We start from the raw sequence: 23946 nt of genomic DNA, 5'->3' as shown, positions 1-23946 counted from the left end.
GACCTCATGAGCCGCAGGCTCACCCGCCGAATCCGCCCCGAACGTCCGGGAGGAGCCACACCGCCGTGTCGGCCGGGATCGCCTGCCGGCCTGATGGGTCCTTGTCCAGGGGGCCGCTGGCCAAGACGACATCGCACGCCGGCAGAGGTACGGACTCGCTGCCCAGGTTGACGGCGCACACCAGGCCGGTGTCCCGCCGGAAGGCGAGGACCGCTGCCGTGGAGTCCGGCTCCAGCCAGGTCAGGTCGCCGTCGCCGCCGTGGCGTCGACGCAGGCGCAGGGCTGCCCGGTAGAGACTGAGCACCGAATCGGGGGCGTCGCTCTGCGCGGCCACCGACCGCTGAGACCAGTCCGCGGGCTGCGGCAGCCACGGCGGCGCGGAGCCGAAGCCCAGCGACGGCCCGGAGCGCTGCCACGGGATGGGCACGCGACAGCCGTCCCTCCCCTTCCTGGCCCGCCGTGAGCGCACCCGCACCGGGTCGTGCAGAACGTTGTCGGGCAGGTCGGCGACTTCGGGCAGGCCCAGCTCCTCCCCCTGGTAGAGGTAGGCGGCACCGGGAAGTGCCAGCAGGAGAAGGGCCGCGGCGCGTGCCCTGCGCTGCACGGTCGTGGGGTCCAGCGGGGGCTGCTTGCCGTCGCTGAGCAGCCAGGCATTCGGGTCCGTGTCGGGCGGCAGGGCCAACCGGGAGGCGTGACGGACCACGTCGTGGTTGGAGAGCACCCAGGTCGGCGACGCACCCACGGCGTGGGCGGCGGCGAGGGACGTGTCGATGACCCGGTGCAGTGCGGACGCCTCCCATGGGGCCTGGAGGAAGTCGAAGTTGAACGCCTGGTGGAGTTCGTCGGGCCTGGTGTAGAGGGTCCGGCGGGAGCCCTCTGCCCAGGACTCGGCCACGGCTGCGCGTGGCGGCTCGTAGGTGTCGAGCAGGGCGCGCCAGCCGCGCAGGATGCCGTGAACCTCGTCGCGGTCCCACAAGGGGTGGTCGCCGTTCGCACCCGCGCCCACGATGCCGTGGTGCACCTGGTCGGCGCCGAGGTCGCGCAGAGGCTCGACGAGGTCCTTGGCCATGCCGTGGGCCACGTCGATACGGAAGCCGTCGACCCCGCGGTCGAGCCAGAAGCGCAGGGTCGACTCGAAGTCGGCCCGGACCTCGGGATGGCTCCAGTCGAGGTCGGGCTGCTCGGGGGCGAACAGGTGGAGATACCACTGACCGTCGGGCGTCCGCTGCCAGGCGCTGCCGCCGAAGACAGACTGCCAGTCGCTCGGCGGCAAGGAGCCGTCGGGCCCCTTGCCGTCACGGAAGACGTAGCGGGAGCGTTCCGCGGATCCGGGGGGCGAGGCCAGCGCCTCACGGAACCACGGGTGCCGATCGGAGGTGTGGTTGGGGACGATGTCCACGATGACGCGCAGGCCGAGCCGGTGGGCCTCGGTGACGAGTTCTTCCGCGTAGGACAGAGTGCCCAGGGCCGGGTCCACGTCGCGGTGGTCGGCGATGTCGTAGCCGCCGTCGGCCATCGGAGAGCGGTAGAAGGGCGTCAGCCACACGGCGTCGGCCCCCAGGTCGGCGATGTACGCCAGCCTGGACGTGGCGCCGGGCAGGTCGCCGACGCCGTCTGCGTCGGAGTCGGCGAAACTGCGGACGTAGATCTGGTAGATGACGGCGTGTCGCCACCAGGGTTCACGCCCGGCTCCGTGCGCGGCAGGTTGGGAGGCGGGGGCAGGAGAGCTCTTCATGCGGCCCCGCCTTCCTTGGGGCGGGCGGGCCAGTGCACGCTGTGCCGACTGGCCAGGTCGGTGATCTGCGCCGGGTCCAGGGGGCGGGCTCGGCGGCCGTGCAGCAGCAGGTGCAGGCGGGCGGTCTCCTCCACCTCGATCGCCGACCGGACCGCCTGCTCCACGTCGCTACCGGTGACGACGAGTCCGTGGTTGGCCAGCAGTGCCGCGCGGAAGAGGAAGGGGACGGCCTGGACATGGGCGGCGAGGGCCGGATCGCCGGGAGCCGCGTAGGGGATCAGCGGAGTGCGGCCCGCGCGCATCAGGAAGTAGGCGGTGAGCGGCGGTAGGCAGCTGTCGGGGTCCTCGGGCTCCAGGCAGGAGACGGCGACGGCATGGGTGGAGTGCAGGTGGACGACCGCCCGTGCCGACGGGTCACGGGCGTACAGGGCCAGGTGCAGGGGCACCTCCTTGGTGGGCGGCGGGCCGGAGGTGTGTGTCCCGTCGGCGTCCAGTGCGGCCAGTTCTTCCGGGGCCAACTCGTCCAGTCCGCGGCCGGTGGGGGTGACCAGGATGCCGTCGGGGGTGCGCACGCTGATGTTGCCCGAGGCGCCGGGGCTCAGGCCCAGCGCGTGCAGGCGGCGGCCGGCCTCGGTGACGGCACGGCACGGGTCGTTCACTTCAGGGCCTCCTGGGCGGTGGTGAAGAAGTCCGGGGCGCCGAAGTTTCCTGATTTCAGCGCCAGGTTGACGGTGTGGCCTGCGTGAGTGGCGGAGGTCCAGGGAACGCCGGGGGCGGCGGCGGGGCCGATCCGGAGGCTGCGCAGCCCCAGGGCGGAGACGACGGCGCCGGACGTCTCCCCGCCGGCGACGATGAGCCGCCGTACGCCGGCGTCGAGCAATCCGCGGGCGCAGTCCGCCAGTGCGCGTTCGACGAGGGCGGCGGCCTCGGTGGTGCCCAGGGCCCGCTGGGCCTGCTCGACGTCGGCGCGGTCGTCGGCGCTGTGCAGCAGGACAGGCACGGCCGGGTGGAGGTGGTCGCGGGCCCAGGCCAGCGTCTTGGCGAGGGTGCCCGCCGGGTCCTTGCGCAGGTCCTCCAGCGGAAGTTTGCGGTGAGGCAGATGGCGGCGCGCGTGGGCCGTCTGGTCGAGGGTGGCCGCGGAGACGCTGCCGGCGAGGACGGCCGCGGGGCCGGGAGCGATCTCGATGCGGTCGGCCGGGGCGCGCCTTCCGGCTGCCCGGGGCGGGGGAAGAACATGGGCCAGGCCGGACCCTCCGGTGACCAGGCGCAGGTGGCTGGTGGCGCGTTCGATGACGGGCAGGTCCTCGTTGCCGGTGGTGTCGGCGATGACCATGCGTATGCCCTGTGCCGTCAGTCGGTCCAGATGGGCGCGGGCGGCCCCTTCGGGGGCGCGCAGCACGGCGTGCGGAAGCAGCCCGACCGGCTGGGTGCTCTGGGCGGCGAGGATGCGGCGCAGGTCGGAGTCGGTCATCGGGGTGAGCGGGTGGTGCCGCATGGCCGAGTCGGACAGCAGCGTGTCGTCGACGAACAGGTGGCCCTGGTAGACGGTGCGCCCGTTGTCCGGGTAGGCCGGGCACAGCACGGTGCACTGTTCTCCGAGCGCGTCCAGCAGTGCCTCGGTGACCGGCCCGATGTTGCCCTGAGCGGTGGAGTCGAAGGTGGAGCAGTACTTGAACCAGTAGCGCTCGCAGCCGAGGGCGGTCAGGTGGCGCAGAGCGGCGAGGGAGGCGACGACGGCCTCCTGCCGGGGCGCGGTGCGGGATTTCAGGGCCACCACGACGGCGTCGGCGTCGCGCTCGTGCGGAAGGGGCCGCTCGGGTACGCCGACGGTGACGGTGGTGCGGAAACCGGCGGCGACCAGGGCGGCGGCGATGTCGGTGCCGCCGGTGAAGTCGTCGGCGATGCACCCCCATACGGGGTGGTCGCGGTGCCCGCTCATCGGGCGGCCGCCTGCGCGCCGGGCAGGGCGGCGAGTTGGGCGGCGCCCGACCGTGGGGAGGTGAGTACGGGGACGGTGAGGCGGTTCGAGGGCAGGCCGCCGACCGCCTGTGCCATGGAGGCCTGCGCGAGAACCAGGACGTCGGCGCGGGTGGCGAGCCGTTCCGCCTCGGCGGCGATCAGGCGGTCGTGCTCCGCCGCGTCGCCCGCGCCGCGCGCCTCGTGCGCTCCGGGGCACAGGGAGGTGATCAGTTCGATGTCGGCGCCCTCCTGGGCTGCTGTGCGCCGGATCAGGTCTTCGGTCGGGCCGAGTGTGGAGGGCAGGGTGGCGAGGACGCCGATGCGGCGACCGGTCCGTACGGACTGCCGCGCCATGGGCTCGTCCACGCGCAGGACGGGGATGTTGACGTGCGGGCGGACGAGTTCGGCGGCGCCGCCGATGGAGGAGCAGGTCACCAGGACGGCGCGGGCGCCCGCTTCCTCGGCGAGCGCGGCGTAGGCGGCCAGGCGGCGCACCGTGCGGGGCCGCATGCCGTGGGCGACGGTGTCGGCGAGCAGGCTTTCGTCCACCACGTGGTAGGCGTCGACGCCGGGGGCTTCCTGCGGGAGGAGGGCGGCGAAGACGGCCGGCAGGGTGGTGACGGTGTGCAGCACGCACACCCTGGGCCGGTGGGTGGTGGCTGTCATGCCGCGCCTCCCGGCGCCGTGGCGGCCCGCGCCTGCTGCCAGGGGCGGCCGTACCGGTCGACGATGTCCGAGAGTTCGCGCAGTCGGGTGGCGGAGGCGCCGCGCAGCACGGGCAGCGGGTCGGTGCCGGCGAGGGCGTCGGTCCACAGGGCTCTGCCGGCCAGGAAGCCGGAGGCCCCGGCCCGGCAGACGGCTTCCACGGCCCGTGGGAACGCCTGCGGGTCGACGCCTTGGGAGAGCACCACCCAGGGGCAGTCGACCACGGCGTCGATGCGTTCGGCCTGCCGTGCGAGGTGGGAGATCGACCCGATGCCGCGGTCGGGCACCTGGCACTTGTACAGCGATGGTCCGAGGGAGGCGAGTTCGGCGGCCGCCTCGACGATGGAGGCGTTCAGGTCGAAGGTGCCTGCCGCCTCCTCCTCGGGCGTGGGGCGGGCCACGGGCTCGAGCACGGAGGCCAGGCCTGCCTCGCGGCAGCGGGCGACGAACCTGGCGGCCAGATCGACGCGCTGCTCTCGGCGCGCGTCCCGCCGCCAGACGACGAGCAGTTTGAGGGCGGCGGCTCCGTCGGCGCGGGCCTGTCCTGGGTCGACCCGCTCGTCCAGGTCGGTATCGGCGACGACGCCACCGGGCTGGTCGAGTGCGTCCGCGGCGAGGACGAGGGCGCAGCCGGCGGGGAGCAGCCGGTCGGCCACGACCCGGTCGTAGCCGTAGGCGCGGTCGATGAGGAACGCGGAGGCCAGCGGGGCGAGTTCGCGGGCGACGGAGAGTTTGAAGGCCACCATGTCCTCGTCGGTCACGCAGTCGTCGGCTGAGTGCCGGCTCATCATGGCGCGCAGTGACTCGCGCTGGTCCATGGCGACCATGGCGAAGGTGCCGGACGGCCGGGCGAGGGCGGCCGGGGCGAGCGATCCCGAGGCCAGCGGTGGGACGGGCTGGACGATGGTCACGGTGAGTACTCCATGAGGTGGTGGCCGAAGGGCAGAGGTGCGGATGCCGTTCGAGGGGGATCAGCAGCCCGCACCGGACGCCGGACCCATGACGGGCCGGGATGCGGTGACAGGGGCGGTGACGGTGGGCAGGAATACGCTCTGGTAGGCACGTCGGTAGGCGTCAGCCGCTTCGGGACGAGCGTCCACCGGGTGACGAGCGGCCACCGGCGCGGCGGGATCGAGGCCGAGGGCGGCACCCGCCCAGGCGGCGGCGCCCAGGCATGCGGCATCGGGCGCGTCGCACATCAGGGTGCGCCACGGTGAGACGGCGGCCTTGATCGCCGCCCACGTCCGCTGGCGCACGGAACCGCCGAACAAGGTGACGGTGTGCGGTGGTCCACCGGCCAGTTCCGCTTGTACGTCGGCCATCCAGCGGGCCTGGTACGAAGCACCCTCCAGGAGCGCCTTGGCCACCTCGGGCAGGCCGTGGCGGAGCTCAAGGCCGTGCAGAGCCAGCCGCCGGGCGAGGTCCGGGTGCGGGGCGGAGCGGCCGTGGAGATACGGTTCGGCGCACACTCCGGTCGGCTCCTGCCCCGCCTGTTCGACGAGCGCGGTGAAGCGCCGGTAGCGCTCCTCGGGTGAAGCGTGGCCAAGGCCCAGCAGCCGGTCGCAGAACCATTCCACCAGGGCTCCGGAGCTGGACATGCCGGCGACCGTGCACCAGCGGACGCCGTCCACGTGCCGACCGTACGACATGCCCTGGCGGCCGGTGGCTCGCACGTCCGGCGCGGCATCGGCCAACGTCACGACGGCTTCGGCCGTGCCCATCGAGTCGGCCGCCTCCCCGGCCGTCCGTACGCCCGCCGCCCAGGCTCCGACCAGGTGGTCGTGCCCGGCGACGACGACGGGCACGCCCGGCGCCATGCCCAGGGCGCCGGCGGTGGCGGCGCCGATACGGCCGACCGGCGCCCCTGGGGGGTGCACCGCCGGCATCCGGTCGGCGTCGAGACCGGCGAGAGCGAGCAGGTCGGACCGCCAGACGCCGGTGTGCACATCCCAGGCCATGGTGCGCTGGGCGAACGTGGCGTGGGTGCCGCAGGCCCCGGTGAGGGCGTGGGCCACCAGGTCCGCCGCGCCGGCCCAGGTCCGCATGCGGCGCACCACTTCGGGGTTTTCCTCCCTCAGCCACAGCCATTTGGCCAGCGGCACCTTGGGGCTGGGCAGCACGCCGGTGGCCTCGTGCAGTTCGGCGGCGCCGTGCTCGCGGCGCAGGCGCTCGGCGTGGGCGGCCGGCCGCGGATCCGACCAGGACAACGCGGGCAGCAGCGGGGTGCCGTCGGCGTCCAGGGGTGCGCCGGTCTCGGCCATGCCGGTGATCCCGACGGCGTCGGGGCCGTATCCGGCGGCGGCCGTACAGGCGGCGAGCGCCTCCAGGGCGGCGCCGACCAGCCGGGCCACGTCGTGGGCGTGGCCCGAGGCGTCGACGGGCGTGCGCCGCTGGGCCTGGGCGAGGACGGTGCCGTCCGGCGTGCACAGCACGGCCTTGCAGTGCGTGGTGCCGACATCCACTCCGGCCAGCACCGGGGTGCGCCGCCTGCCGCTCATGGCGTCGACCCGCCTTCCGGCCGGTCCGCGAGCTCGGGCAGCTCCAGGGCCGCCTCGGCCGCGTACAGCAGCAGTCCGGCGCACCAGGCGTGCGAGAGGGTGAGCAACATGCCTTTCGCCTGGAAGCAGGAGGTCTGGTAGAACCGTTCGCTGACCATGCCGCGGTAGGCGTCGAAGTCGCCGTCCTCGCGGGCGACGAACTGCCGGAAGCAGTCGAGGTTGTCCCGGGTGGACTCCAGGTAGTAGCGGTCGCCGGTGCGCCGGGCCAGGCGTGCCATCTCGGGCAGGCACACCAGGCCGTAGGAGTGCAGGTGCTGGTTGGAGGGGGAGGCCTGGTCGCCACCGCGGGTGCGGAAACCGTAGCGGCCCAGCAGTGTGCGCGGGGAGAATTCCACGTCGTACGTGTAACGGAAGGTCAGCATCCAGTCGGCGCTGCGGCGCGCCAGGTCGAGCCATTCGGGTGTGCCGTCGGCCTCCAGCAGCGCGGTGTAGGCCATGACCGCGGTGTAGCCGTCCTCCGAGGTGGGGGCGAGGTCGACGTCCTCGGGGGCCCCGCACAGGAACTCCGAGCGCACGTCACGGGCGTAGCACCGCCCGGCGCGGCGGGCCGCTTCGAGGTGGCCGGGCAGGCCGAACGCCTCGGCGGCCTCGACCAGGGCCGGCACCCAGGTCAGCCCGGCGGCCCCGGCGCGGGAGAGGACGGCGCCGGTGGCCTGGTGGTAGGCGGAGCCGAGGTGGCCGTCGGCGTCCTGGGCGGCGAGCGCGACGGCGAGGTTGCTGCGCACCGCGTGCTCCCAGGCGGGGTGGTCGCTGCCGTGCCGACGCTCCTCGGTGAGGGCGCGGAGCATGAAGAGGGTGGCCTCGGCGAGGGTGCGGGCGTGCAGCCGGTCCCGGTCGGGGTGCCAGCCGGTGGTCCAGCCGCGCGAGGCCGTCCACTGTCCCCAGAAGGTGCCGCCGGGGGCCAGATTGCCGGCGATGTGGTCCAGCACCGCCTCCGCCGCCGTGCGGTAGTCGGCGCGGCCGGTGCGTCGGGCGTGGCGCAGCAAGGCGTACGCGTACGGCACTCCGCTGACCCAGCCGACGTGCATGGCCTGCCGGTCGCCGCGTTCGCCCAGCGCCTCGCGGTCGAAGGCGGCGGTCTCCAGCAGCACCGGCGGATCGGGACGGTAGTGCCAGCGGTACAGGCCCCAGGCGGCCAGGTCGGCGGCCTCTCCCAGGCCCACCCAGGCCGCCGGGTCGCGCTCGGGCCGGCTGTGCTCGTGCACCTCGCGCAGCACCATGGCGTAGGCGTGCGGGTCCGCGGCGAGCAGGCCGACGCGGAAGGCGACGGTGCGGCTCTCCCCTGGTTGCCAGGTGTGCGGCTGGGCCTCGGCGGGCAACGGCTGCGCGGAGCCGTAGTAGACGACCGGCTCTTCGCGGTAGGGGAAGTGCAGGCGCAGGGCGGGACGCGAGGTGTTCGGGTCCAGGGACAGGCCCACGCCGGACAGGCCGAGTTCACTGCGTTCGCCGGTCACCAGCACCGCTCCGCCGTGGGTGTCGCGCGCGAAGACGGCGGGGGTGGCGCAGCGGTCGGCGCGGAAGGCCCAGGTGTGGCTGACCATGGCGTCGGGGTCGTCGGCGCCGGCCTCGAAGCGGGGGAAGACCCGGTCGCAGTCGGGTACCCGGTTCTCGCCGTAGAACAGGCCCGGTATCAGCCAGCCGGGGTCGTCGGTGGTTCCGAGCTGGAGCTCGACGCGCAGGCCGGCGGTGGCGGGCCCCTGGCCGGTCCGCGTGACGGTGAGGACGGTGTCGCGCAGCCCGGCCGGTCCGGCGGGTGGGGCGAGCACGGCACGGGCGTGGAATCCCGCGGCCTCGCCGGTCAATACCAAGGTGCCGTCGGCGGTGTCGCTGCTCTCCTCGACAGCTACGGGCACGGCATTGCCGTGGGCGTCCAGGAGGGCCACGAGGTAGGGGAGCCGGACGCATCCGCCGTCGGCCTGCGTGCGCAGCTCCACTGCGGCGACTCGCCCGGAGGTCACGTCAACGGACATGGTGTTCTCCCGTGTTCCAGCCCGATATGCGCACGACCCGGTCGTCGGGGGGCGCCTCGCGCCACACCACGTCCACGGCGGTCTCCTCTCCGGGCAGCAGGTCGATCACGTTGTCGCCGAACACCGCCCAGCCGGGGCGGTCGTAGGGGCGTGCGTCTTCGAGTACCAGACCGGGCGCGGCGGGGCCGTCCACATGCCGCAACCGGATTCTGCCCCGGTCGTCGCTCTCCTCGTGGGGTTCGGCGACGGCTTCGATGCGTGCCGGTGGCAGATCGAGCAGCGGGGCCAGGTCGGTGGTGCGGCTGCACACGTAGCGGTTGCCGGCCACAGGCGTCCCTGCGCCGTCGTACAGGGCCAGGTCGAGGAAGAAGACGTCGGTGCAGACGGCTTCGAGGGGGGCGGAGAGGGTCCCCAGGTGCAGCGGTCGGCCGGGCTCGCCGGCTGCCGTGGCGGTGAGCGGCCACGTGCGGCGGGCGGCCTCGGTGCCGTGGGCGTCCACGATCCGGGCCACGGCCGTGCCGGCCGGCGAGGACGCGGTCGCCCACGCCCACACCTCGGCCGTGACCGTCTCGCGTCCGCCCCAGGCCGGGCCGGTGAACGCGGCGCACACGTGCAGTGGGCCGTAGGCTCGGCGTACGCCGTGATAGGCGGGCTTGGGATCGCCGCGGTGGTCGACGGCCGCCGTGCACCAGGCGTTCGGGACGGGCTCGTTGAACTGCCAGGGAAGGGTGCCGCTGCTCCTGAAGGCGCGGCGCCGGTTGGCTTCGAGGGCGTAGCGGAGCCCGTCGTACTGCAGATGCTGGCTGGCGCGCCGCATCGTGTCGACGTCGTCGATCCGTGCGCCGAAGCAGTCCTGGACCAGCGGGGCGTTGTTCCACCAGGCGCCGAGGTGGGCGTAGACCGGGTTCTCGCGGCCGGCGGGCCAGCGGTCCGCCTCATCGGGGACGAGATGTTCGAGGGTGCGGCGGTTGGCCATGCCCTCGACGCCGAACTCGCTGTGCAGCAGGCAGGTTCCGGAGTCGTACAGGCCGTTGTGCTCCGCGAGGCCCTGGTGTTCCCAGGGCCCGTGGACGTCGTGCAGGCCGTCCGGGTTGCGGGCGATGGTGTCGGCCCGGTTGAGGAACTCCACGCCGGAGGGCGAGCTGGGCAGCCAGGCCCGCCCGGGGTCGAGCCGGCCGAGCGCGTCGCGAAGGGCCCGCAGCACGGGGGCGGACTCGTCCAGGGGGTTGCCCTTCTCGTCCTGCAGTTCGTTGCCTCCGCACCACACCACGAGCGAGGGGTGGTGGCGGCGCGGCGGTACGACGGCGTGCGCCTCGCGCACCATCAGGTCGACGAACTCCTGGTCCGACGCCGGGGTGGAGGCCAGGCCGGAGCTGGACATGCTGAACTCCTGCCAGACCATCAGGCCCAGCCGGTCGCAGAGGCTGTAGAACTCCTCGGTCTCGAGCAGTCCTCCGCCCCATACGCGCAGCACGTTGACGTGCGCGGCGCGGGCCAGGTCCAGCAGGTGGGCGAGCTTGGCCGGGCGCGGTACGCCGTACTGGGCGTCGATGGGCACCCAGTTCCAGCCGTTGGCGTACAGGCGGCGGCCGTTGACGGTGAGGGTGTAGGGCAGCGCGTCCTCGGGGGCACCGTCGTTGGGGACCAGCTCGACGCGCCGGAAGCCGACGCGGAACCGGCGCGTGGCGGTGTGCGACCCCGAGGCGAAGGTGACCTCCACCTCGTGGAGGTGCTGCTCGCCCGCGCCGTTGGGCCACCACAGCCGTGGCCGCGGCACACTCAGGTCGATACGTGCGCGGGTGTCCGCGGTCATGCCCGCGAGGTCGCGTGCGGCCTCGGCGACGACCCGTTCCCCGTCGCGCACGCGCACGGCCAGCCGGGTGTCGTCGGCCGCGCGATGTCCCTCTGGGAGGGTGAGGTCGGCCTCGACGCGCACGGTGCCCTCACGCAGGCCCTCGGCTCCGGGGCCGAGCGAGGTGCTCGCGGTGACGCCGCGCAGCCGCGCCGGCCCGCTCACCACCAGCCGGACACCGCGCCAGATGCCCTGGTGGACCATGGGCGGGCAGAAGTCCCACCCATAGCCCATGCGCGCCTTGTGCACGCGGACCCGGTCGGTGCGGCCGACTTGTGGCTCGTTCGCGGGCGCGGGGTGCACGACGACGGCCAGCAGGTGCTCTCCCCCGCCGCGGACCAGGTGGGTGACATCGGCTTCGAAGGGACGGAACATGCCTTCGTGCCGGACGACGACGGTGTCGTCGACGAGCACGGTGGCCTCGTGGTCGACGCCGTCGAAGCAGAGCACCGCGCGTTCGTGCGCCTCCAGCGGGGGCAGGGTGAAGGTGCGGCGATAGGCCCAGCTGCGGTTGGGCACCCACTCGCTCAGCAGGCTGTTGCGGCCGACGTACGGGTCGGGCACCTCGCCGGCGCGGTGCAGGTCGTCCAGGACGCTGCCGGGGACGCGGGCCGGGAGCCAGCCGGGCGTCGTGAACGGTTTGTGGGGTCCGATGTGCCATTGCCATTCGTCCCCGACGAAGCCGCGCAGCTGCCAGACGCCGGCGGCGTCGTCCAGCACTGTCTCGGTCATCCGGCGGCCTTCCCCGCCGTCGCGCCCGCGCCGCCGGCTCCTTGGCGGGCCGCGGCGGGGGCCGTCCCGACGGGCTCGTCGAGCGGCCACTCCAGCAGGTCGGTCTCGGTGACCGGCTGTTCGGGGTCGAGCGGCACCCGGAAGGTCTTGATCTCCGAGGGGCCGAAGTCGGCCTCGACCGAACGGGAGAGCAGTGGCAGGTCGATCGTCGTGCGCACCGCCCGGCCCGCCGTCTCCACGGCCCTGACGACGAGGGTGTCGCTGTCGTCCTCGTCTCCCTTGACCACGCCGACGACGACGGAGTCCGCCGTCGCTTCCACGAATCCGCTCCTGCTGGGCAGCGGGCCGGGGTGGTAGGTCTCCAGCAGTGGGAAGGCGGGCTGGTTGAGCTGGGCGGCCAGCCGTACCGTGCCGGCGGCGCGCCAGTCCCCGGCGTGGGGCACCAGGCGATAGCGGAATTCCTGGCGGCCCTGGTCCAGGTACTCGTAGACGCCGTCCTCGGCGAGCTCCATCGGCTCGTGCCAGGCGTAGGCGGGGCTGCGCAGCGCGGTCATGCCGATGGTGCCGCCTCGGGCGTCGTGGCCGTACTTGCTGTCGTTGAGCACGGAGAGTCCGGCCCGGCGCCCGTCGGGCAGCGTGCCGCTGACGTCCACCCACGCCTGGGCGGACTCCTCGGCGCCGTCGGCGGGGCGCTCGATGTGGCCGTAGGGGATCTCGAAGGTCGCCGACGCGGTGTCGATCGCGGTCGGGAAGCGCAGCTTGAGCAGGCGCAGTCGCTCGTGCCAGTCGACGACGGCGCGCACCTCCAGAGCGCGGGCGCCGGCGGACAGGACCAGTTCCTCGGCGAGGGTGGAGTTGCCGTACGCGCTCTCGACGCGGAGCACCGCGCGCACGGGGCCGTGCTCGACGAGGCGCACGCGGGTGCACCGGAACGAGCCGAGCTCCTTGTCGTAGGCGTCGATCCGGTGGCCCCAGGTGTCGGAGGGGTCGTCCACGACGACGGCGTGCGGGCCGGGGGCCTCGGGCAGCAGTTCGGCGTCGTTGTCCTTGTCGTACAGGCGGCGCAGCCAGCCCGTCGACGGATCGACCTCGACCAGGAGGTGCTCGTTCTCCAGGACGGTGTCCGTGGCCCGTACGGCCGTGGAGCCGGGTGCGGACTCGCCGGGGAGCAGGCGGTAGACGCGGTAGCCCAGCGGCGGGATCTCGGCGCGGAACGCGAGGCGTCTGCGGCTGCCGGCCATGGTGGCGTACGAGCGCGTGCGCTGCACGGGCACGTCGGCGCCCTCGTCGTCCACCATGCGGGCGGGAGCGTTGCCCGGGAAACCGGTGAACTCGAACTCGACGTCCTCGGTGAGCTTCCAGGGGTGCGGGTTGAAGACGACCAGCGGGTACATGTCCGCTTCGGCCGGGATGTCGATGAGCCGGCTGATCGACTGGACGGCGCGGTTGAAGGTGGTCGCGGCGATCGAGCACGCGTGGCCGTACTGGTCGCGGCTGTCCTCGTAGGCCGGGGCGATGGACGTGCCGGCGAGGATGTCGTGGAACTGGTTGAACAGCACCAGCTGCCAGGCCTCGGTCAATTCGGCGCGCGGGTAGGGGACTCCGGCGACCACGCGCGCGACGGCCGACCACTTCTCGGCCCGCTGCAGCAGGTTCTCGGCGCGACGGTTCCACCGCTTGACACCGGAGTGCGCGGAGTAGCAGCCCACGCCGTGGTGCTGAAGCTCGCCGGTGTGGACGGGTATGTCGGCGCGGTCGCGGACGGCGTCGAAGAAGGCCTGGGGGTGGCTGAGCGGCAGGCGGGGCAGCCCGCCGAGCTCGTCGAGCCGGCGGATGCTGTCGAGATTGGCCTTGGTGGGGCCGCCGCCGTGGTTGCCCACGCCGTAGAAGATCATCAGCTCGGGTTCGTCCGGCGGCATCACGGCCAGGGACTTGTCGATGTGGTTGCCGATGTCCGAGCCGGGCGTGCAGTACTCGTTGGGGATGCGGTAGGCGAGAACCCGGGAACCGTCGGCGGACTCCCACCAGAAGTGCTGGCCGGGCAACGGCAGTTCGTGGGGTCCGGGGCGCAGGAACGTGTAGGAGTCGATGCGGCTCTTGCGCAGCAGCTGCGGCAGCGCGGCGTTGTGCCCGAACGGGTCGACGTTGCAGCCCACCGTGGCCACCATGCCGAAGCGCTCCTGCAAATAGCGCTGCGCGTACAGGGCCTGGCGTACGAAGGACTCGCCGCCGGGGATGTTGCAGTCGGGTTCGATCCACCAGCCGCCGACGATCTTCCAGCGCCCTTCGGCCACTCGCTTGAGGATGGCCTCGAACAGCTTGGGGTCGCTCTCCTCGACCCACTTCAGGTACAGCACGGAGTCGCAGGTGAAGACGAAGTCCGGGTACTCGTCCATGCGGTCGATCGCGGACTGGAACGTGGCCCGCACCTCCTGGTAGCCCTCGGGCCACTGCCAGAGCCAGACGGGGTCTATGTGTGCGTTGCCGACCATGTGCATGGTGCGCTGACGGGGTCGCATGGGTGTTCCTCTGCTGGGGCGTTGCGGCGGTGATCAGGGGCGGGCGGTGGGCTGGGGTCCGGGGTCAGGCAGGGGTTCTCTCGGCGGCCCAGGCGTCGATCTGTTCGCTGAGCAGGTGCAGGAGCAGCAGGTGCATCTCCTGGGTGCGGGCCGTGGTGGTGGAAGGGACCAACAGCGCCAGGTCGGCGTGTTCGGCGGCCGGCCCTCCGTCGCCCCCGCCGAACAGCACGGTGAGGGCCCCGCGGTCCCGCGCGGTCTTCAGCCCGCGCACCACGTTCTCGGAACGGCCGGAGGTGGTGAACGCGAGGACCATGTCGCCGGGGCCCGCGAACGCCTCTATCTGCCGCGAGAAGAGGTCGTCGAAATCGTAGTCGTTGCTGATGCAGGTGGTCACGGACGGGTCGACGGACAGGGCGAGCGCGGGCAGCGGGCGGCGCTCGCGCAGGTAGCGGCCCACGAGCTCCGCGGCCAGGTGCTGGGCGTCGGCCGCGCTGCCGCCGTTGCCGAAGGTGTACAGGCGCCCGCCGGCCTCGTAGACCGCCACCAGCCGCCGGGAGATCTCGAGCAGCTGCGGCAGGAGTTGCTCGACCCGGCGGGCCAGGTCGACGTGGTCGGTCAGTTGCTGCCCGGGATCCTTAGCCATGGAGGCGGTTTCCTTCCGGTCCTGTGGTGGTGGTGACGACTCGTTCGAAGGCCACGGCTGCCGCACCGACGACGCCCACCCGGTCTCCGCTGCGGGCCGGTTCGATGCGCACCGCGTGCGCGGCCGGACCCATCGCCCGTTCGCGCACGATGCGGCGGACGGGCGCGAGGAGTTGCTCCCCGGCGCGTGTGACGCCGCCGCCGAGGACGACGAGTTCGGGTTCGAAGACGTTGACGAGGGAGGTGACTCCGCAGGCCAGGGCCTGGGTGGTGGCGACCCACACCTGCGTGGCGACGGCGTCTTGCGCTGCGGCCTCCCGCGAGACGTCGGCCGCTGTCAGGGGTGAGCATGCCGAGAGCGTGGTGGGTCGGCCGGCGGCCTCGGCCTCGGCGACCGCCTCGCGGGCCCGTTCGGCGATGGAGGTGCCGGAGACGTAGGCCTCCAGGCAGCCGGCGCGCCCGCAGCCACGGCAGTGCCGACCGTTCCGGTCCACCGTCACGTGCCCCAGTTCTCCGCCGTTGCCGGCGGCCCCGCGGTAGGTGCAGCCGTCGACGACGATGCCGCCGCCGACTCCGGTGGAGACGGTCAGGTAGATCATGTGGCGGGTGCCGCGGCCGGCCCCGAAGCGGTGCTCCCCCGTCGCGGCGGCGGTGGCGTCGTTGTCGAGGACGGCCGGGAGCCCGTAGCGGTCCTCGGTCAACCGGGTGATCGGTACGTCGATCCAGCCGGGCAGGTGCGGGGGGCAGAGCAGCACGCCCGCTTCCGGGTCGAGCGGGCCGCCGCAGCCGATGCCGACGGCGGCGATCCGCTGCGGGGCCAGCTCGGACTCGTCCATCGCCTTGTGCCCCAGGTCGAACAGGCGGGCCAGGACCGCCTGAACGCCTTCCTGGACCAGGGTGGGCGTGACGAGGAAGGAGTGGACCGTTCCGTCGGCGCCGACGACTCCCGCCGCCAGTTTAGTGCCGCCGATGTCCAGGCCCAGGACCGCCGAGGTGGCCTCCGCGGCTTCGGAGTTGTGTTTCGCTGCCACAGATCTTCCGTCCGTTGTCGTTGTGCCCGTGTGGTGACGCAGTGCTGACCGGATGTGGCATCGTTCCCACATGAGAACGTACCCATGGCGATCAGGCCCGTCAACCAGCGAGCGGCAGGTGATCAGGAATCCAACTGGTGCGGGCGGCTCGGGGATTCGGCGACCGACGTGCCGGCAGCGGCCGCCGGATCGGTCCATATCTCCGCCTCACGCGATGCGTGCACGATCGTCGCGGGCCAGTCGGGCTCCCACCGCCTCGCGGCCCGCACGCGCGCGACGCTCTTCGCCTTGTCCGCCCCGGTCGCCACGAGCCGTACCCGCCTCGACAGCCCGGCGATCGTCGCCGGTCCCACGCTGACGCCCCGGCGCGGCACCTGATCCAGCGTCCCGAAGTGCGGGAAGGTGACCAGGTTGTCGCGGCGGGTGGACTCGGCGAGCCGGACGACACGGGTGCCCTCGGCCAGGCCGCAACCGGGCGGGTTGAACGCGACATGGCCGTCGGAGGCGCCGGTGGCCAGCAGGAACAGTTCGATCCCGCCGGCGGCCGAGATCCGCTCGTCGTATCGCGGCGGGTCGCCGGGATCAGGAACCCACACGTGGTCCTCCCGGATGCCGCGCCCCGGGCCCACGGCCCGGCTCCACGGCCCGGCGATCCGCAGGCGGGCGAAGCGCTCGCAGCTGTGCAGCGCGTCGGCCGGCACGCGGCGCACCGGCCCAGGCACGTCGTCCAGGTAGTCGTCCATCATCACGATCACCACGTGCGCCAGGTCCATCGGCGCGGACCGCAACCGGCCGGCGACGGCCTCGTACGTCCCGATCAGGCTGCGACCGCCGGGACAGCCGAGCAGATAGCCGCGGCCTCGTACCGCGGCGTCGGCCATGCCGGTGACGATCTCGGCGGCCAGGGCCGCCCCGAGCGCTTCGGCGTCGGGGAACACCTTGAGCAGGCTCATCGCGTCACGTCCTCCGCCGCGACCATACGCGACCTCTCCCCCGCCCCGGCCGTGCGCGACGCCTCCTCCGGCGTGGTCATACGCGGTTCGGCGTCCCGGAAGGCACGCCGCACGGTCTCCGCGGACGCGCCCGACGCCACCTGGTCCAGCCCGAGCAGCGCGGCACCGGCCACGGGGGGCGCGTCCGGAACGGCGATCCGGAACTCGTCCTCCAAGCCGGGCGCGGCCGCGCGGACCGCGGCGAGCATCCGGCCGTCCGGGTCCCTGAACAATCCTCCGCCAAGGACCAGCGTCCAGGCGGCCGAGGCGGGCGCGAACCGCCTGCGCGCGCTGCGCGCCAGCGTGGCGACCTCCACGGCGAGAGCGTCCACGAGGGTGAAGGCCACCGGATCACCCGCGTGGGCCTCGGAGAGCACCACCGGGACGAGCACACTCAACTGACGCTCCGTCAGATCATGCGCCAGCAGCCGCAGTGCGATCTCCCGGACGGACGTGACGGCCAGGCGCTCGCAGACCGCCTGCCGCAGAGCGGTGGCCGGGCCGCGACCGTCCTCGTCCCGCGCCGCCGCCCGGACCGCCTCCCGGGCCAGGAGGTCGCCCGCACCGCTGAGATCGCCGCTCTGCCAGCCGAGCCCGGGGAACTCGAAGCGGCGGCCCTCGGCACGCGCTACGCATTTCAGTCCCGCCCCGCACACGACGCCCACCGCGGCAGCGCCCGGCGCGGCACCGGTGCGCAGCAGTGCCCAGGCGTCGTTGCACACCTCCACCGAGCCCCAGGCCCGTTCGGCCGTCAGGGCCGTGTGCAGGGCCTCGACCTGTACGGGCAGATCGGCGCCGGCCAGGCAGCAGGTGGCGTGCGCCCCGGCGAGTTCGTCCGCACTCAGTCCGGCGTCGTGCGCGGCCGCGGTGGCCAACCGGGTGACGGCGGCGGCGGTCCGACGCGGGCCGAGGGCGCTGCCCGGACCGCGCACCCAGGACAGCAGGGCTCCTTCCTCGTTCAGCAGCGCCACGTCGGTCTTGGAGTTGCCACCGTCGACGGCGAGGACGAGCCGCGCCATCACGCCGCCCACGGCAGGTGGTCGCGGTTGGCGGCGAGGATCAGGTCGGCCAGCCGGTCGGCGACGTCGTGCTGACCGATCAGCGGGTGTGCCAGCAGGGCGCGGAACACCCGGTCGCGGCCGCCGTGCACGGCAGCGTCCAGTGCCAGGTGCTCGTAGGCCGTGACATGGGCGACGAGCCCGGCGATCAACGGTTCGAGCCGCTCCACCGGCTGGGCCACCGCCTCGTCCTCGCCGAGCGTCGCGGGCACCTCGATGACGGCGTCGGCCGGCAGGAAGGGCAGCGTCGTGCCGTTGCGGAGGTTGACGACGTGGGTGCGGCCGTCGCCGCCTCGCAGCGAGGCCATCAGGTCCAGCGCGGCGTCCGCGTAGTAGGCACCGCCGCGCCGGGTCAGCAGATCTGGCTTGGTGTCCACACGGTCGTCGGCGTACAGGGCCAGCAGCTCGTCCTCGATCTCCATGACTTCCTGGGCGCGGACGCCATCCTTCTGCTGCCGGACGACGACCTCGTCATGGCTGTAGTAATAGTGCAGGTAGTACGACGGCACCGTGCCGAGACGACGGACGAGGTCGGCGGGAAGTCCCGTGGCCGGAGCCACCCGATCGCCGTGTTCGGCGAGCAGGCGCGGCAGCACGTCGGTCCCGTCGAGCAGCACCCGCCGCTCCCACGTCAGGTGGTTGAGTCCCACGTGGTCGAGTGCGATGCGGTCGGGGGCCACGTCGAGCACCTTGGCGAAGTGCCGCTGGAAGACCGCCGCCGCGCTGCACAGTCCGACCACGCGGCGGTGTCCGGCCTGCACCAGGGCGCGGGTGACGATGCCGACCGGGTTGGTGAAGTCGATGAGCCATGCGGACGGGTTGACGGCCCGAACCTTGTCGGCGATGTCGAGCACCACCGGCACGGTCCGCAGCGCCTTGGCCAGCCCGCCCGCCCCCGTGGTCTCCTGCCCCAGGCAGTCGCACCGCAGCGGCAGCGTCTCGTCCCGCAGACGCGCGACTTGCCCGCCGACGCGCAGTTGCACGAGCACGACGTCGGCGCCCTCCGCCGCCGGTCCGAGGTCGGTGTGCGTGGTGACGAGGGCCGGATGACCGCCGGCGGACAGCATCCGCCGGCTCATCCCCGCCAGCACACCCAGCCGGTCTTCCGAGACGTCGTGCAGGGCCAGTTCCGTCACTTCCAGACGGTCCCGCAGGCGTATCAGGCCGTCGACGATTTCCGGGGTGTACGTCGAACCGCCGCCGATGATGGTCAGCTTCACGATCTGCCTTTCGGGCCGCCCAGGCGGCCGGTTCTCGTCATGCCCTCACGTCCGGAGCGCGGTCCGGATCCGAGCCTTCAGCCCTTGCGGCCCTGGGTGGCGATGCCGTCGATGATGTGCCGTTGCGCGAAGGCGAAAATGATGATCATGGGGATGGTGGCGATCAGACTCGCCGTCGCGATGATCTCCCAGTGCTGCTCCCCGCCGTTGCCGAACGTGTCGATGATCGACTTCAGGCCGCGCGGAATCGTGAACAGCGAGCTGTCCTGCAGGTAGACCAGCGGCTTGAGCAGATCGCTCCAACTGGCTTGGATCTCGAAGACGAAGACGATCGCCAGGGCGGGCCGGGACAGCGGCAGCGCGATGCGCCAGAACAGCCCGAAGAAGCTGCAACCGTCGACACGTGCGGCCTCGAACACCTCCCGGGGCAGCGACAGGAAGAACTGGCGCAGCAGGAAGATGTAGAACGACGAGCCGAAGATGTTCTGCGCCCACAGCGGCACCTGGGTTCCGGTCAGGCCCAGGTGGTCCCAGATCAGGTAGACCGGGATCAGGGTGACCGCCTGGGGCAGCATCATCGTGCCGAGCACCAGCCCGAACAGCACGTTGCGCCCCGGGAATTGGAAGTACGCGAAGCCGAACGCCACCAGCGCGCTGCTGATCGTCACCGTCACGGCCGCCGCCAGTGCCACCACGACGCTGTTGCCCAGCCACGTGAGCATCGGCGCGTAGTTCCACACCTCGGTGAAGTTCGACGCCTGGACGTGATGAGGGACCAGGAGGTTGTCGAACACCTCGGTACGCGGCTTGAGCGAGGCGCTGATGAGCCAGATGAACGGGTAGGTGAACACGACGGCCGCGAGGGCCAGGACGACGAGGTGGGGGCCCCGCTTGAGCAGGGGCCGCACATCCCGCCTGCGGGCCGCCGTACGGCCGGCGGCGCCGGCCTCGTTCCGGGCGCCGGCCCTGCCGCCGTCGGTACCGGGAGCGGGTGCCACCGCGGTGCGTGGAATGCTCATCAGTGCTTCTCGCCTTCGTAGTAGACGTACCGGCGCGAGACACGTACTTGCACGGCGGTGATGACCATGGTGATCAGGAACAGCAGCCAGGCCAGGGCGGACGCGTATCCCATGTGCAGGAACTGGAACGCCTGCTGGAACAGGTAGATGACGTAGAACAGGGCCGCTTCGTTGGAGTACGTGCTGTTCTGCTGGGCGCCGAAGAACATCGTGTAGGCCTGGTCGAACATCTGCAGCGCCGCGATGGTCTGGACGATCATGGTGAAGAACAGGGAGCCGCTGATCATCGGGATGGTGACGTGGCGGAACCTGGTCCACGGCCCGGCGCCGTCGAGTTCGGCGGCCTCGTAGAGTTCCTTGGGCACCTGCCGAAGGGCCGCCAGGTAGATGACGACCATTCCGCCGACGCCCCAGAGCATGGTGATGGCCAGCCCGGGCTTGACCCAGTGGGTGTCGGTCGTCCAGTTGGGGCCGTTGATGCCGACCAGGGCGAGGGTGCGGTTGAGCAGCCCCTGCTGGCCGTTGAGCAGCAGCAGGAACAGTGCGCCCACCGCCACGGTCGGCGTCATCACCGGCAGGTAGAAGACGGTGCGGAAGAAGCCCGCCGCCCGGCCCACCCGGTGGAGCACCATCGCCAGGCCCAGGGCCACGGCCATGGCGGTCGGCACGTAGATGACCACGTAGACGAGCGTGTTGCTCAGCGCGTGGGCCACCTTGGGGTCCTGGAACAGCTCGCGGTAGTTCGCGAAGCCCACGTTCTTCGCGGTGCCGATCGAGTCGTAGTCGGTGAACGACATCACCAGGCTGGCGATCATCGGGCCGAGCGTGAACACGAGGAAACCGACGACCCACAGGGAGATGAAGCCGTAGGCGGCGCGGATCTGCCGCCAGTCCCTGGTGCGGGAGCGGGACGTGGCCGGGGTCGGCTGCGGGAGGGTGGCCTGCGTGGCCATCACTTCGCCGCCTCGAACGCCTTGCTCGCCTCGGCCTGTGCCTGCTTCATGGCCGCGCCGGGCTTCTGCTGACCGGACAGAGCGCGGTTGACGGCCTCCTGCCAAGCCGTCTTGATCTCACTGCCTGCCTTTGACCCCCTGACGGCGAAGGCGTACTCGGTCGACGCGTAGTAGTGCTCGATGGCCTGGTGGAAGCCGGCCCGCCCGCCCTTGACGTACTTGGCCTTGACCTTCTCGTCGGCCTCCGTGTTCGCGGTCCACAGGCCGGTGAACAGGGTCTTGTTCTTCTCCACGGTGGCCTGGCGGGCCGCCCCCGCGCGGAGCCAGGTGTCGGTGCTCGTCATGACCTTCATCCAGTCGACGGCCGCTTCGGGGTTGCCGGAACCCTTCGGCAGACACCAGGCGCTGCCGTTCTCGAAGCTGATCGGCTTGCCGTGCCGGTCGGTGAAGGGGATCGACCGCAGGTCCAGCTTGGGCGAGGCCTGCACCAGGACGTTGACGTACCAGCCCTCCCAGGGGAACGCGCCGGCCTGGTCCTTGACGAACTGGTTGCCGGAACCGAAGAGGTCCCAGGTGTCGCGGAAGGCCTTGAAGCGCGACCAGCCGCCCTGCTCGTCGATCAGGCTCAGGGCGTACGTCAGTGCCTCGACGACGCGCGTGTCGTCCAGGTTCGGGGAGCCGTCCGGGTTGACCAGGTCCGCGCCGTTGGCCTTCGCCCACAGCGGCAGGAACTCGGGGAGCTTGGGGTCGAATCCGATGCGGGAGATCCTTGGGCCGGCGGCCTTGTACAGCTTCACGGCCGTGGTGTGCAGCGTGTTCCAGTCGGTGGTGCTCAGGTCGGACAGCGACAGTCCTGCCTCGTCGAGCGCCTTGCCGTTCACCAGGATGTTGCGGGTGTTGTAGAACTCGGGGACGCCGTACGTCTTCCCGTCGATCGTCACCTCGTCGAGCGCGGCCCTGCGGTACGCGCCGGTGTCGATGCCCGCGGCGGCGATCCGGTCGTCCACAGGCTGGATCACCCCTTTGGCGGCGTAGCTGCCGACGAGGTCGCGGTCGAGGTAGACCAGGTCCGGCGCGTTGCCGCTGGAGACCGCGGACAGGAACTGCTGGGGGTCGAAGTCGCCCTCGTTGATGCGGAGCGTCACCTTGGGGTAGGCGCTCTTGAACGCGTCGATGCGGGCCTGTCCGACGTCGTCGGGCTTGCCGAAGCCCTGGGTCGACAACGCTCCCGCGCCGGCCTTGCCGCCCCCGGTGCCGCTCTTGGCGCCGACACCACCGCAGGCGCTGGTCGAAGCGAGGGCGAGCGTTCCTATCGAGCCGGCCAGAAAGCGTCGTCGAGTGACCATGTCGAACTCCTCATTGAGTGGCGGATCGTCTGGGAAAGGCGGATTTTCGAAGGGGACGCGGAGGGTCGTCGCGCCCTCCGGCGGATCGGTCGAGGTCACGGGGTCACGGAGTCACGACGGCCGGCATCGCGTTGGCGCGCGCGACCCGGGCGTACCAGTGACCGCTGTCCTTGACGGTGCGGCGCTGTGTCGCGTAGTCGACGTGCACCAGGCCCATCCGGGGCCGGTAGCCCATCGCCCACTCGAAGTTGTCCATCAAGGACCAGTGGAAGTAGCCGCGGACCGGGCAGCCCTGCTGGATCGCGCGGTGCACGGCGATGAGGTGGCGGTGCAGGAAGTCGGTGCGCCGTGCGTCGTGCACGGCGCCGTCCTCGCCGGGCTCGTCGTCGAAGACGGCGCCGTTCTCCGTGATGAGAACCGGTACTTCCCCGTAGTCCTGGTGGAGTTGGACCAGCAGGTCGGTGAGGGCCTCCGGCACGATCTCCCAGTCGAGGTCGGTGCGCGGTACGTCCGGCCGGCCGGCCTCGACCCGCCATGGGAAGGGGCCGTCCGTGGGCTGCCGGCAGGCGCTGACGATCCGGCGCGTGTAGTAGTTGACCCCGATGAAGTCGCTGCCGGCGCTGATCACGGGCAGGTCTCCGTCGCGGACGAAGTCCAGCGGACCGGCGGCCCGTTCCCAGTGCCCGCGCATGTCCTCGGGATAGCGGCCGGTCAGCACGGCATCGAGGAACCAGCGGTTGACGTAGCCGTCGGAGGCGTGGGCCGCCAGCCGGTCCTCCTCGCGGGCGGTGTGGGGCACGTGCGGGAAGAGGCTGAACGCCACGCCTGCCCTGCCCTGAGGACGGCTCGCCCGCAAGGCCTGGACGGCCTTGCCGTGGCCCAGCAGGAGGTGGTGCATCGCGCGCACCGACCCCGCGATGTCCCGCTCACCGGGTGCGTGCAGACCCAGCTGATGTCCGAGGAGGCCCACGATCCAGGGTTCGTTGATCGTCACCCAGTCCTGCACGCGGTCGCCGTAGGCTTCGAAGCAGACGGCCGCGTACTCGGCGAACCGGTCCGCCGTCTCGCGTGCCCGCCAACCGCCGCGCTCCTGCAACGCCTGCGGGAGGTCCCAGTGGTAGAGGGTGACGAGTGGGCTGATGCCGCGGGCGAGCAACTGGTCGATCAGGCGGTCGTAGTGGTCGACGCCCCGCTTGTTCACGTCGCCGTGCCCGTCGGGGACGATCCGGGGCCAGGACAGCGAGAAGCGGTAGGCGTTGACACCGAGGCCCGCCATCAGCGCGACGTCCTCGGCCGCCCGGTGGTAGTGGTCGCAGGCGACCGCGCCGCTCTCCGCCCGCTCCACGGCCCCAGGGACGCGGCAGAAGCGGTCCCACACGGACTCACCGCGTCCGTCGCTGTCCGTGGCGCCCTCGATCTGGTACGCGGAGGTGGACGTCCCCCAAAGGAAGCCGTCGGGAAAGCTCAGCACTCGGGTTGATTCGGTGGTCACGTAGGGGTCAGCCCTTCGATCCGTTCGTGGCAGTGCCGGCAAGGGCCCGGCGGGCCGTGGTGCTGCGAAGGGGACGAGCCTCCTCGACGACGTGCGGGCGAGGAGGGGTTTCGCCGGAGGCGGCGGCAACTGGCGTTGTCCGGCACGAGGCGGTGTGGCATCG

Annotated in this window: 18 protein-coding genes; all 18 read right to left on the bottom strand. The window is 72.2% G+C overall.

Features of this window, described 5'->3' with window-relative positions; translation table 11 throughout:
• Window positions 1-19: 19 nt before the first annotated feature.
• Window positions 20-1735 (bottom strand): glycoside hydrolase family 13 protein, encoded by a 1716-nt coding sequence (locus ABZ484_RS04025; protein WP_358864321.1) that lies wholly within the window; start codon window positions 1733-1735, stop codon window positions 20-22.
• On the bottom strand, window positions 1732-2394 hold the full coding sequence (locus tag ABZ484_RS04020) for an aldolase (protein WP_358864320.1): 663 nt from the start codon (window positions 2392-2394) through the stop codon (window positions 1732-1734). The genes ABZ484_RS04025 and ABZ484_RS04020 overlap by 4 nt, the downstream gene beginning before the upstream one ends.
• Window positions 2391-3674 (bottom strand): 3-oxo-tetronate kinase, encoded by a 1284-nt coding sequence (gene otnK, locus ABZ484_RS04015; protein ID WP_358864319.1) that lies wholly within the window; start codon window positions 3672-3674, stop codon window positions 2391-2393. Before otnK ends, ABZ484_RS04020 begins: the two co-directional genes overlap by 4 nt.
• A complete protein-coding gene (locus ABZ484_RS04010) occupies window positions 3671-4360 on the bottom strand; it encodes an aspartate/glutamate racemase family protein (protein WP_358864318.1) in 690 nt (229 codons plus the stop codon). The genes otnK and ABZ484_RS04010 overlap by 4 nt, the downstream gene beginning before the upstream one ends.
• On the bottom strand, window positions 4357-5310 hold the full coding sequence (locus ABZ484_RS04005; protein WP_358864317.1) for a hypothetical protein: 954 nt from the start codon (window positions 5308-5310) through the stop codon (window positions 4357-4359). The genes ABZ484_RS04010 and ABZ484_RS04005 overlap by 4 nt, the downstream gene beginning before the upstream one ends.
• A 60-nt stretch (window positions 5311-5370) precedes the next feature.
• Window positions 5371-6897: an FGGY family carbohydrate kinase gene (locus tag ABZ484_RS04000; RefSeq protein WP_358864316.1), complete on the bottom strand. Its 1527-nt coding sequence runs from the start codon at window positions 6895-6897 to the stop codon at window positions 5371-5373.
• Window positions 6894-8927, bottom strand: coding sequence for a hypothetical protein (locus ABZ484_RS03995; protein WP_358864315.1), 2034 nt, complete (start codon window positions 8925-8927; stop codon window positions 6894-6896). The genes ABZ484_RS04000 and ABZ484_RS03995 overlap by 4 nt, the downstream gene beginning before the upstream one ends.
• Window positions 8917-11511, bottom strand: a complete 2595-nt coding sequence (locus ABZ484_RS03990; RefSeq protein ID WP_358864314.1) for a sugar-binding domain-containing protein — start codon at window positions 11509-11511, stop codon at window positions 8917-8919. Before ABZ484_RS03990 ends, ABZ484_RS03995 begins: the two co-directional genes overlap by 11 nt.
• Window positions 11508-14030 carry a glycoside hydrolase family 38 C-terminal domain-containing protein gene (locus ABZ484_RS03985; RefSeq protein ID WP_358864313.1) on the bottom strand — a complete coding sequence of 841 codons (2523 nt, stop codon included), beginning with the start codon at window positions 14028-14030 and terminating at the stop codon, window positions 11508-11510. Before ABZ484_RS03985 ends, ABZ484_RS03990 begins: the two co-directional genes overlap by 4 nt.
• Window positions 14031-14094: 64 nt before the next feature.
• Window positions 14095-14673: an SIS domain-containing protein gene (locus tag ABZ484_RS03980; protein WP_358864312.1), complete on the bottom strand. Its 579-nt coding sequence runs from the start codon at window positions 14671-14673 to the stop codon at window positions 14095-14097.
• Complete coding sequence (locus ABZ484_RS03975; protein WP_358864311.1) at window positions 14666-15703, bottom strand: ROK family protein; 1038 nt, start codon at window positions 15701-15703, stop codon at window positions 14666-14668. The genes ABZ484_RS03980 and ABZ484_RS03975 overlap by 8 nt, the downstream gene beginning before the upstream one ends.
• A 122-nt stretch (window positions 15704-15825) precedes the next feature.
• Window positions 15826-16656 carry a 6-phosphogluconolactonase gene (locus ABZ484_RS03970; RefSeq protein ID WP_358864310.1) on the bottom strand — a complete coding sequence of 277 codons (831 nt, stop codon included), beginning with the start codon at window positions 16654-16656 and terminating at the stop codon, window positions 15826-15828.
• Window positions 16653-17714, bottom strand: a complete 1062-nt coding sequence (locus tag ABZ484_RS03965) for a BadF/BadG/BcrA/BcrD ATPase family protein (protein WP_358864404.1) — start codon at window positions 17712-17714, stop codon at window positions 16653-16655. The genes ABZ484_RS03970 and ABZ484_RS03965 overlap by 4 nt, the downstream gene beginning before the upstream one ends.
• Window positions 17714-18973 carry a 6-phospho-beta-glucosidase gene (locus ABZ484_RS03960; RefSeq protein ID WP_358864309.1) on the bottom strand — a complete coding sequence of 420 codons (1260 nt, stop codon included), beginning with the start codon at window positions 18971-18973 and terminating at the stop codon, window positions 17714-17716. The genes ABZ484_RS03965 and ABZ484_RS03960 overlap by 1 nt, the downstream gene beginning before the upstream one ends.
• A gap of 77 nt (window positions 18974-19050) precedes the next feature.
• Complete coding sequence (locus tag ABZ484_RS03955; RefSeq protein ID WP_358864308.1) at window positions 19051-19992, bottom strand: carbohydrate ABC transporter permease; 942 nt, start codon at window positions 19990-19992, stop codon at window positions 19051-19053.
• Entirely contained in the window at window positions 19992-20945 is a 954-nt protein-coding gene (locus ABZ484_RS03950; RefSeq protein ID WP_358864307.1) for a sugar ABC transporter permease, read from the bottom strand. The genes ABZ484_RS03955 and ABZ484_RS03950 overlap by 1 nt, the downstream gene beginning before the upstream one ends.
• Window positions 20945-22291 (bottom strand): extracellular solute-binding protein, encoded by a 1347-nt coding sequence (locus ABZ484_RS03945; RefSeq protein WP_358864306.1) that lies wholly within the window; start codon window positions 22289-22291, stop codon window positions 20945-20947. Before ABZ484_RS03945 ends, ABZ484_RS03950 begins: the two co-directional genes overlap by 1 nt.
• A 103-nt stretch (window positions 22292-22394) precedes the next feature.
• Entirely contained in the window at window positions 22395-23783 is a 1389-nt protein-coding gene (locus tag ABZ484_RS03940; RefSeq protein ID WP_358864305.1) for a GH1 family beta-glucosidase, read from the bottom strand.
• Between the last annotated feature and the right edge of the window lie 163 nt (window positions 23784-23946).

It is taken from the genome of Streptomyces sp. NPDC006393, from assembly GCF_040628575.1.
In the GTDB taxonomy this organism is placed as follows: Bacteria; Actinomycetota; Actinomycetes; order Streptomycetales; family Streptomycetaceae; genus Streptomyces.
Note: the sequence above shows the minus strand (reverse complement) of the source record. Positions and strands in the feature narration are given on the sequence as shown.

Coding starts and splice junctions, on each gene's coding strand:
- ABZ484_RS04025 (WP_358864321.1), bottom strand. CDS start 1,735: ATGAAGAGCTCTCCTGCCCCCGCCTCCCAACCTGCCGCGCACGGAGCC.
- otnK (WP_358864319.1), bottom strand. CDS start 3,674: ATGAGCGGGCACCGCGACCACCCCGTATGGGGGTGCATCGCCGACGAC.
- ABZ484_RS04010 (WP_358864318.1), bottom strand. CDS start 4,360: ATGACAGCCACCACCCACCGGCCCAGGGTGTGCGTGCTGCACACCGTC.
- ABZ484_RS04000 (WP_358864316.1), bottom strand. CDS start 6,897: ATGAGCGGCAGGCGGCGCACCCCGGTGCTGGCCGGAGTGGATGTCGGC.
- ABZ484_RS03995 (WP_358864315.1), bottom strand. CDS start 8,927: ATGTCCGTTGACGTGACCTCCGGGCGAGTCGCCGCAGTGGAGCTGCGC.
- ABZ484_RS03990 (WP_358864314.1), bottom strand. CDS start 11,511: ATGACCGAGACAGTGCTGGACGACGCCGCCGGCGTCTGGCAGCTGCGC.
- ABZ484_RS03985 (WP_358864313.1), bottom strand. CDS start 14,030: ATGCGACCCCGTCAGCGCACCATGCACATGGTCGGCAACGCACACATA.
- ABZ484_RS03980 (WP_358864312.1), bottom strand. CDS start 14,673: ATGGCTAAGGATCCCGGGCAGCAACTGACCGACCACGTCGACCTGGCC.
- ABZ484_RS03970 (WP_358864310.1), bottom strand. CDS start 16,656: ATGAGCCTGCTCAAGGTGTTCCCCGACGCCGAAGCGCTCGGGGCGGCC.
- ABZ484_RS03965 (WP_358864404.1), bottom strand. CDS start 17,714: ATGGCGCGGCTCGTCCTCGCCGTCGACGGTGGCAACTCCAAGACCGAC.
- ABZ484_RS03955 (WP_358864308.1), bottom strand. CDS start 19,992: ATGAGCATTCCACGCACCGCGGTGGCACCCGCTCCCGGTACCGACGGC.
- ABZ484_RS03950 (WP_358864307.1), bottom strand. CDS start 20,945: ATGGCCACGCAGGCCACCCTCCCGCAGCCGACCCCGGCCACGTCCCGC.
- ABZ484_RS03945 (WP_358864306.1), bottom strand. CDS start 22,291: ATGGTCACTCGACGACGCTTTCTGGCCGGCTCGATAGGAACGCTCGCC.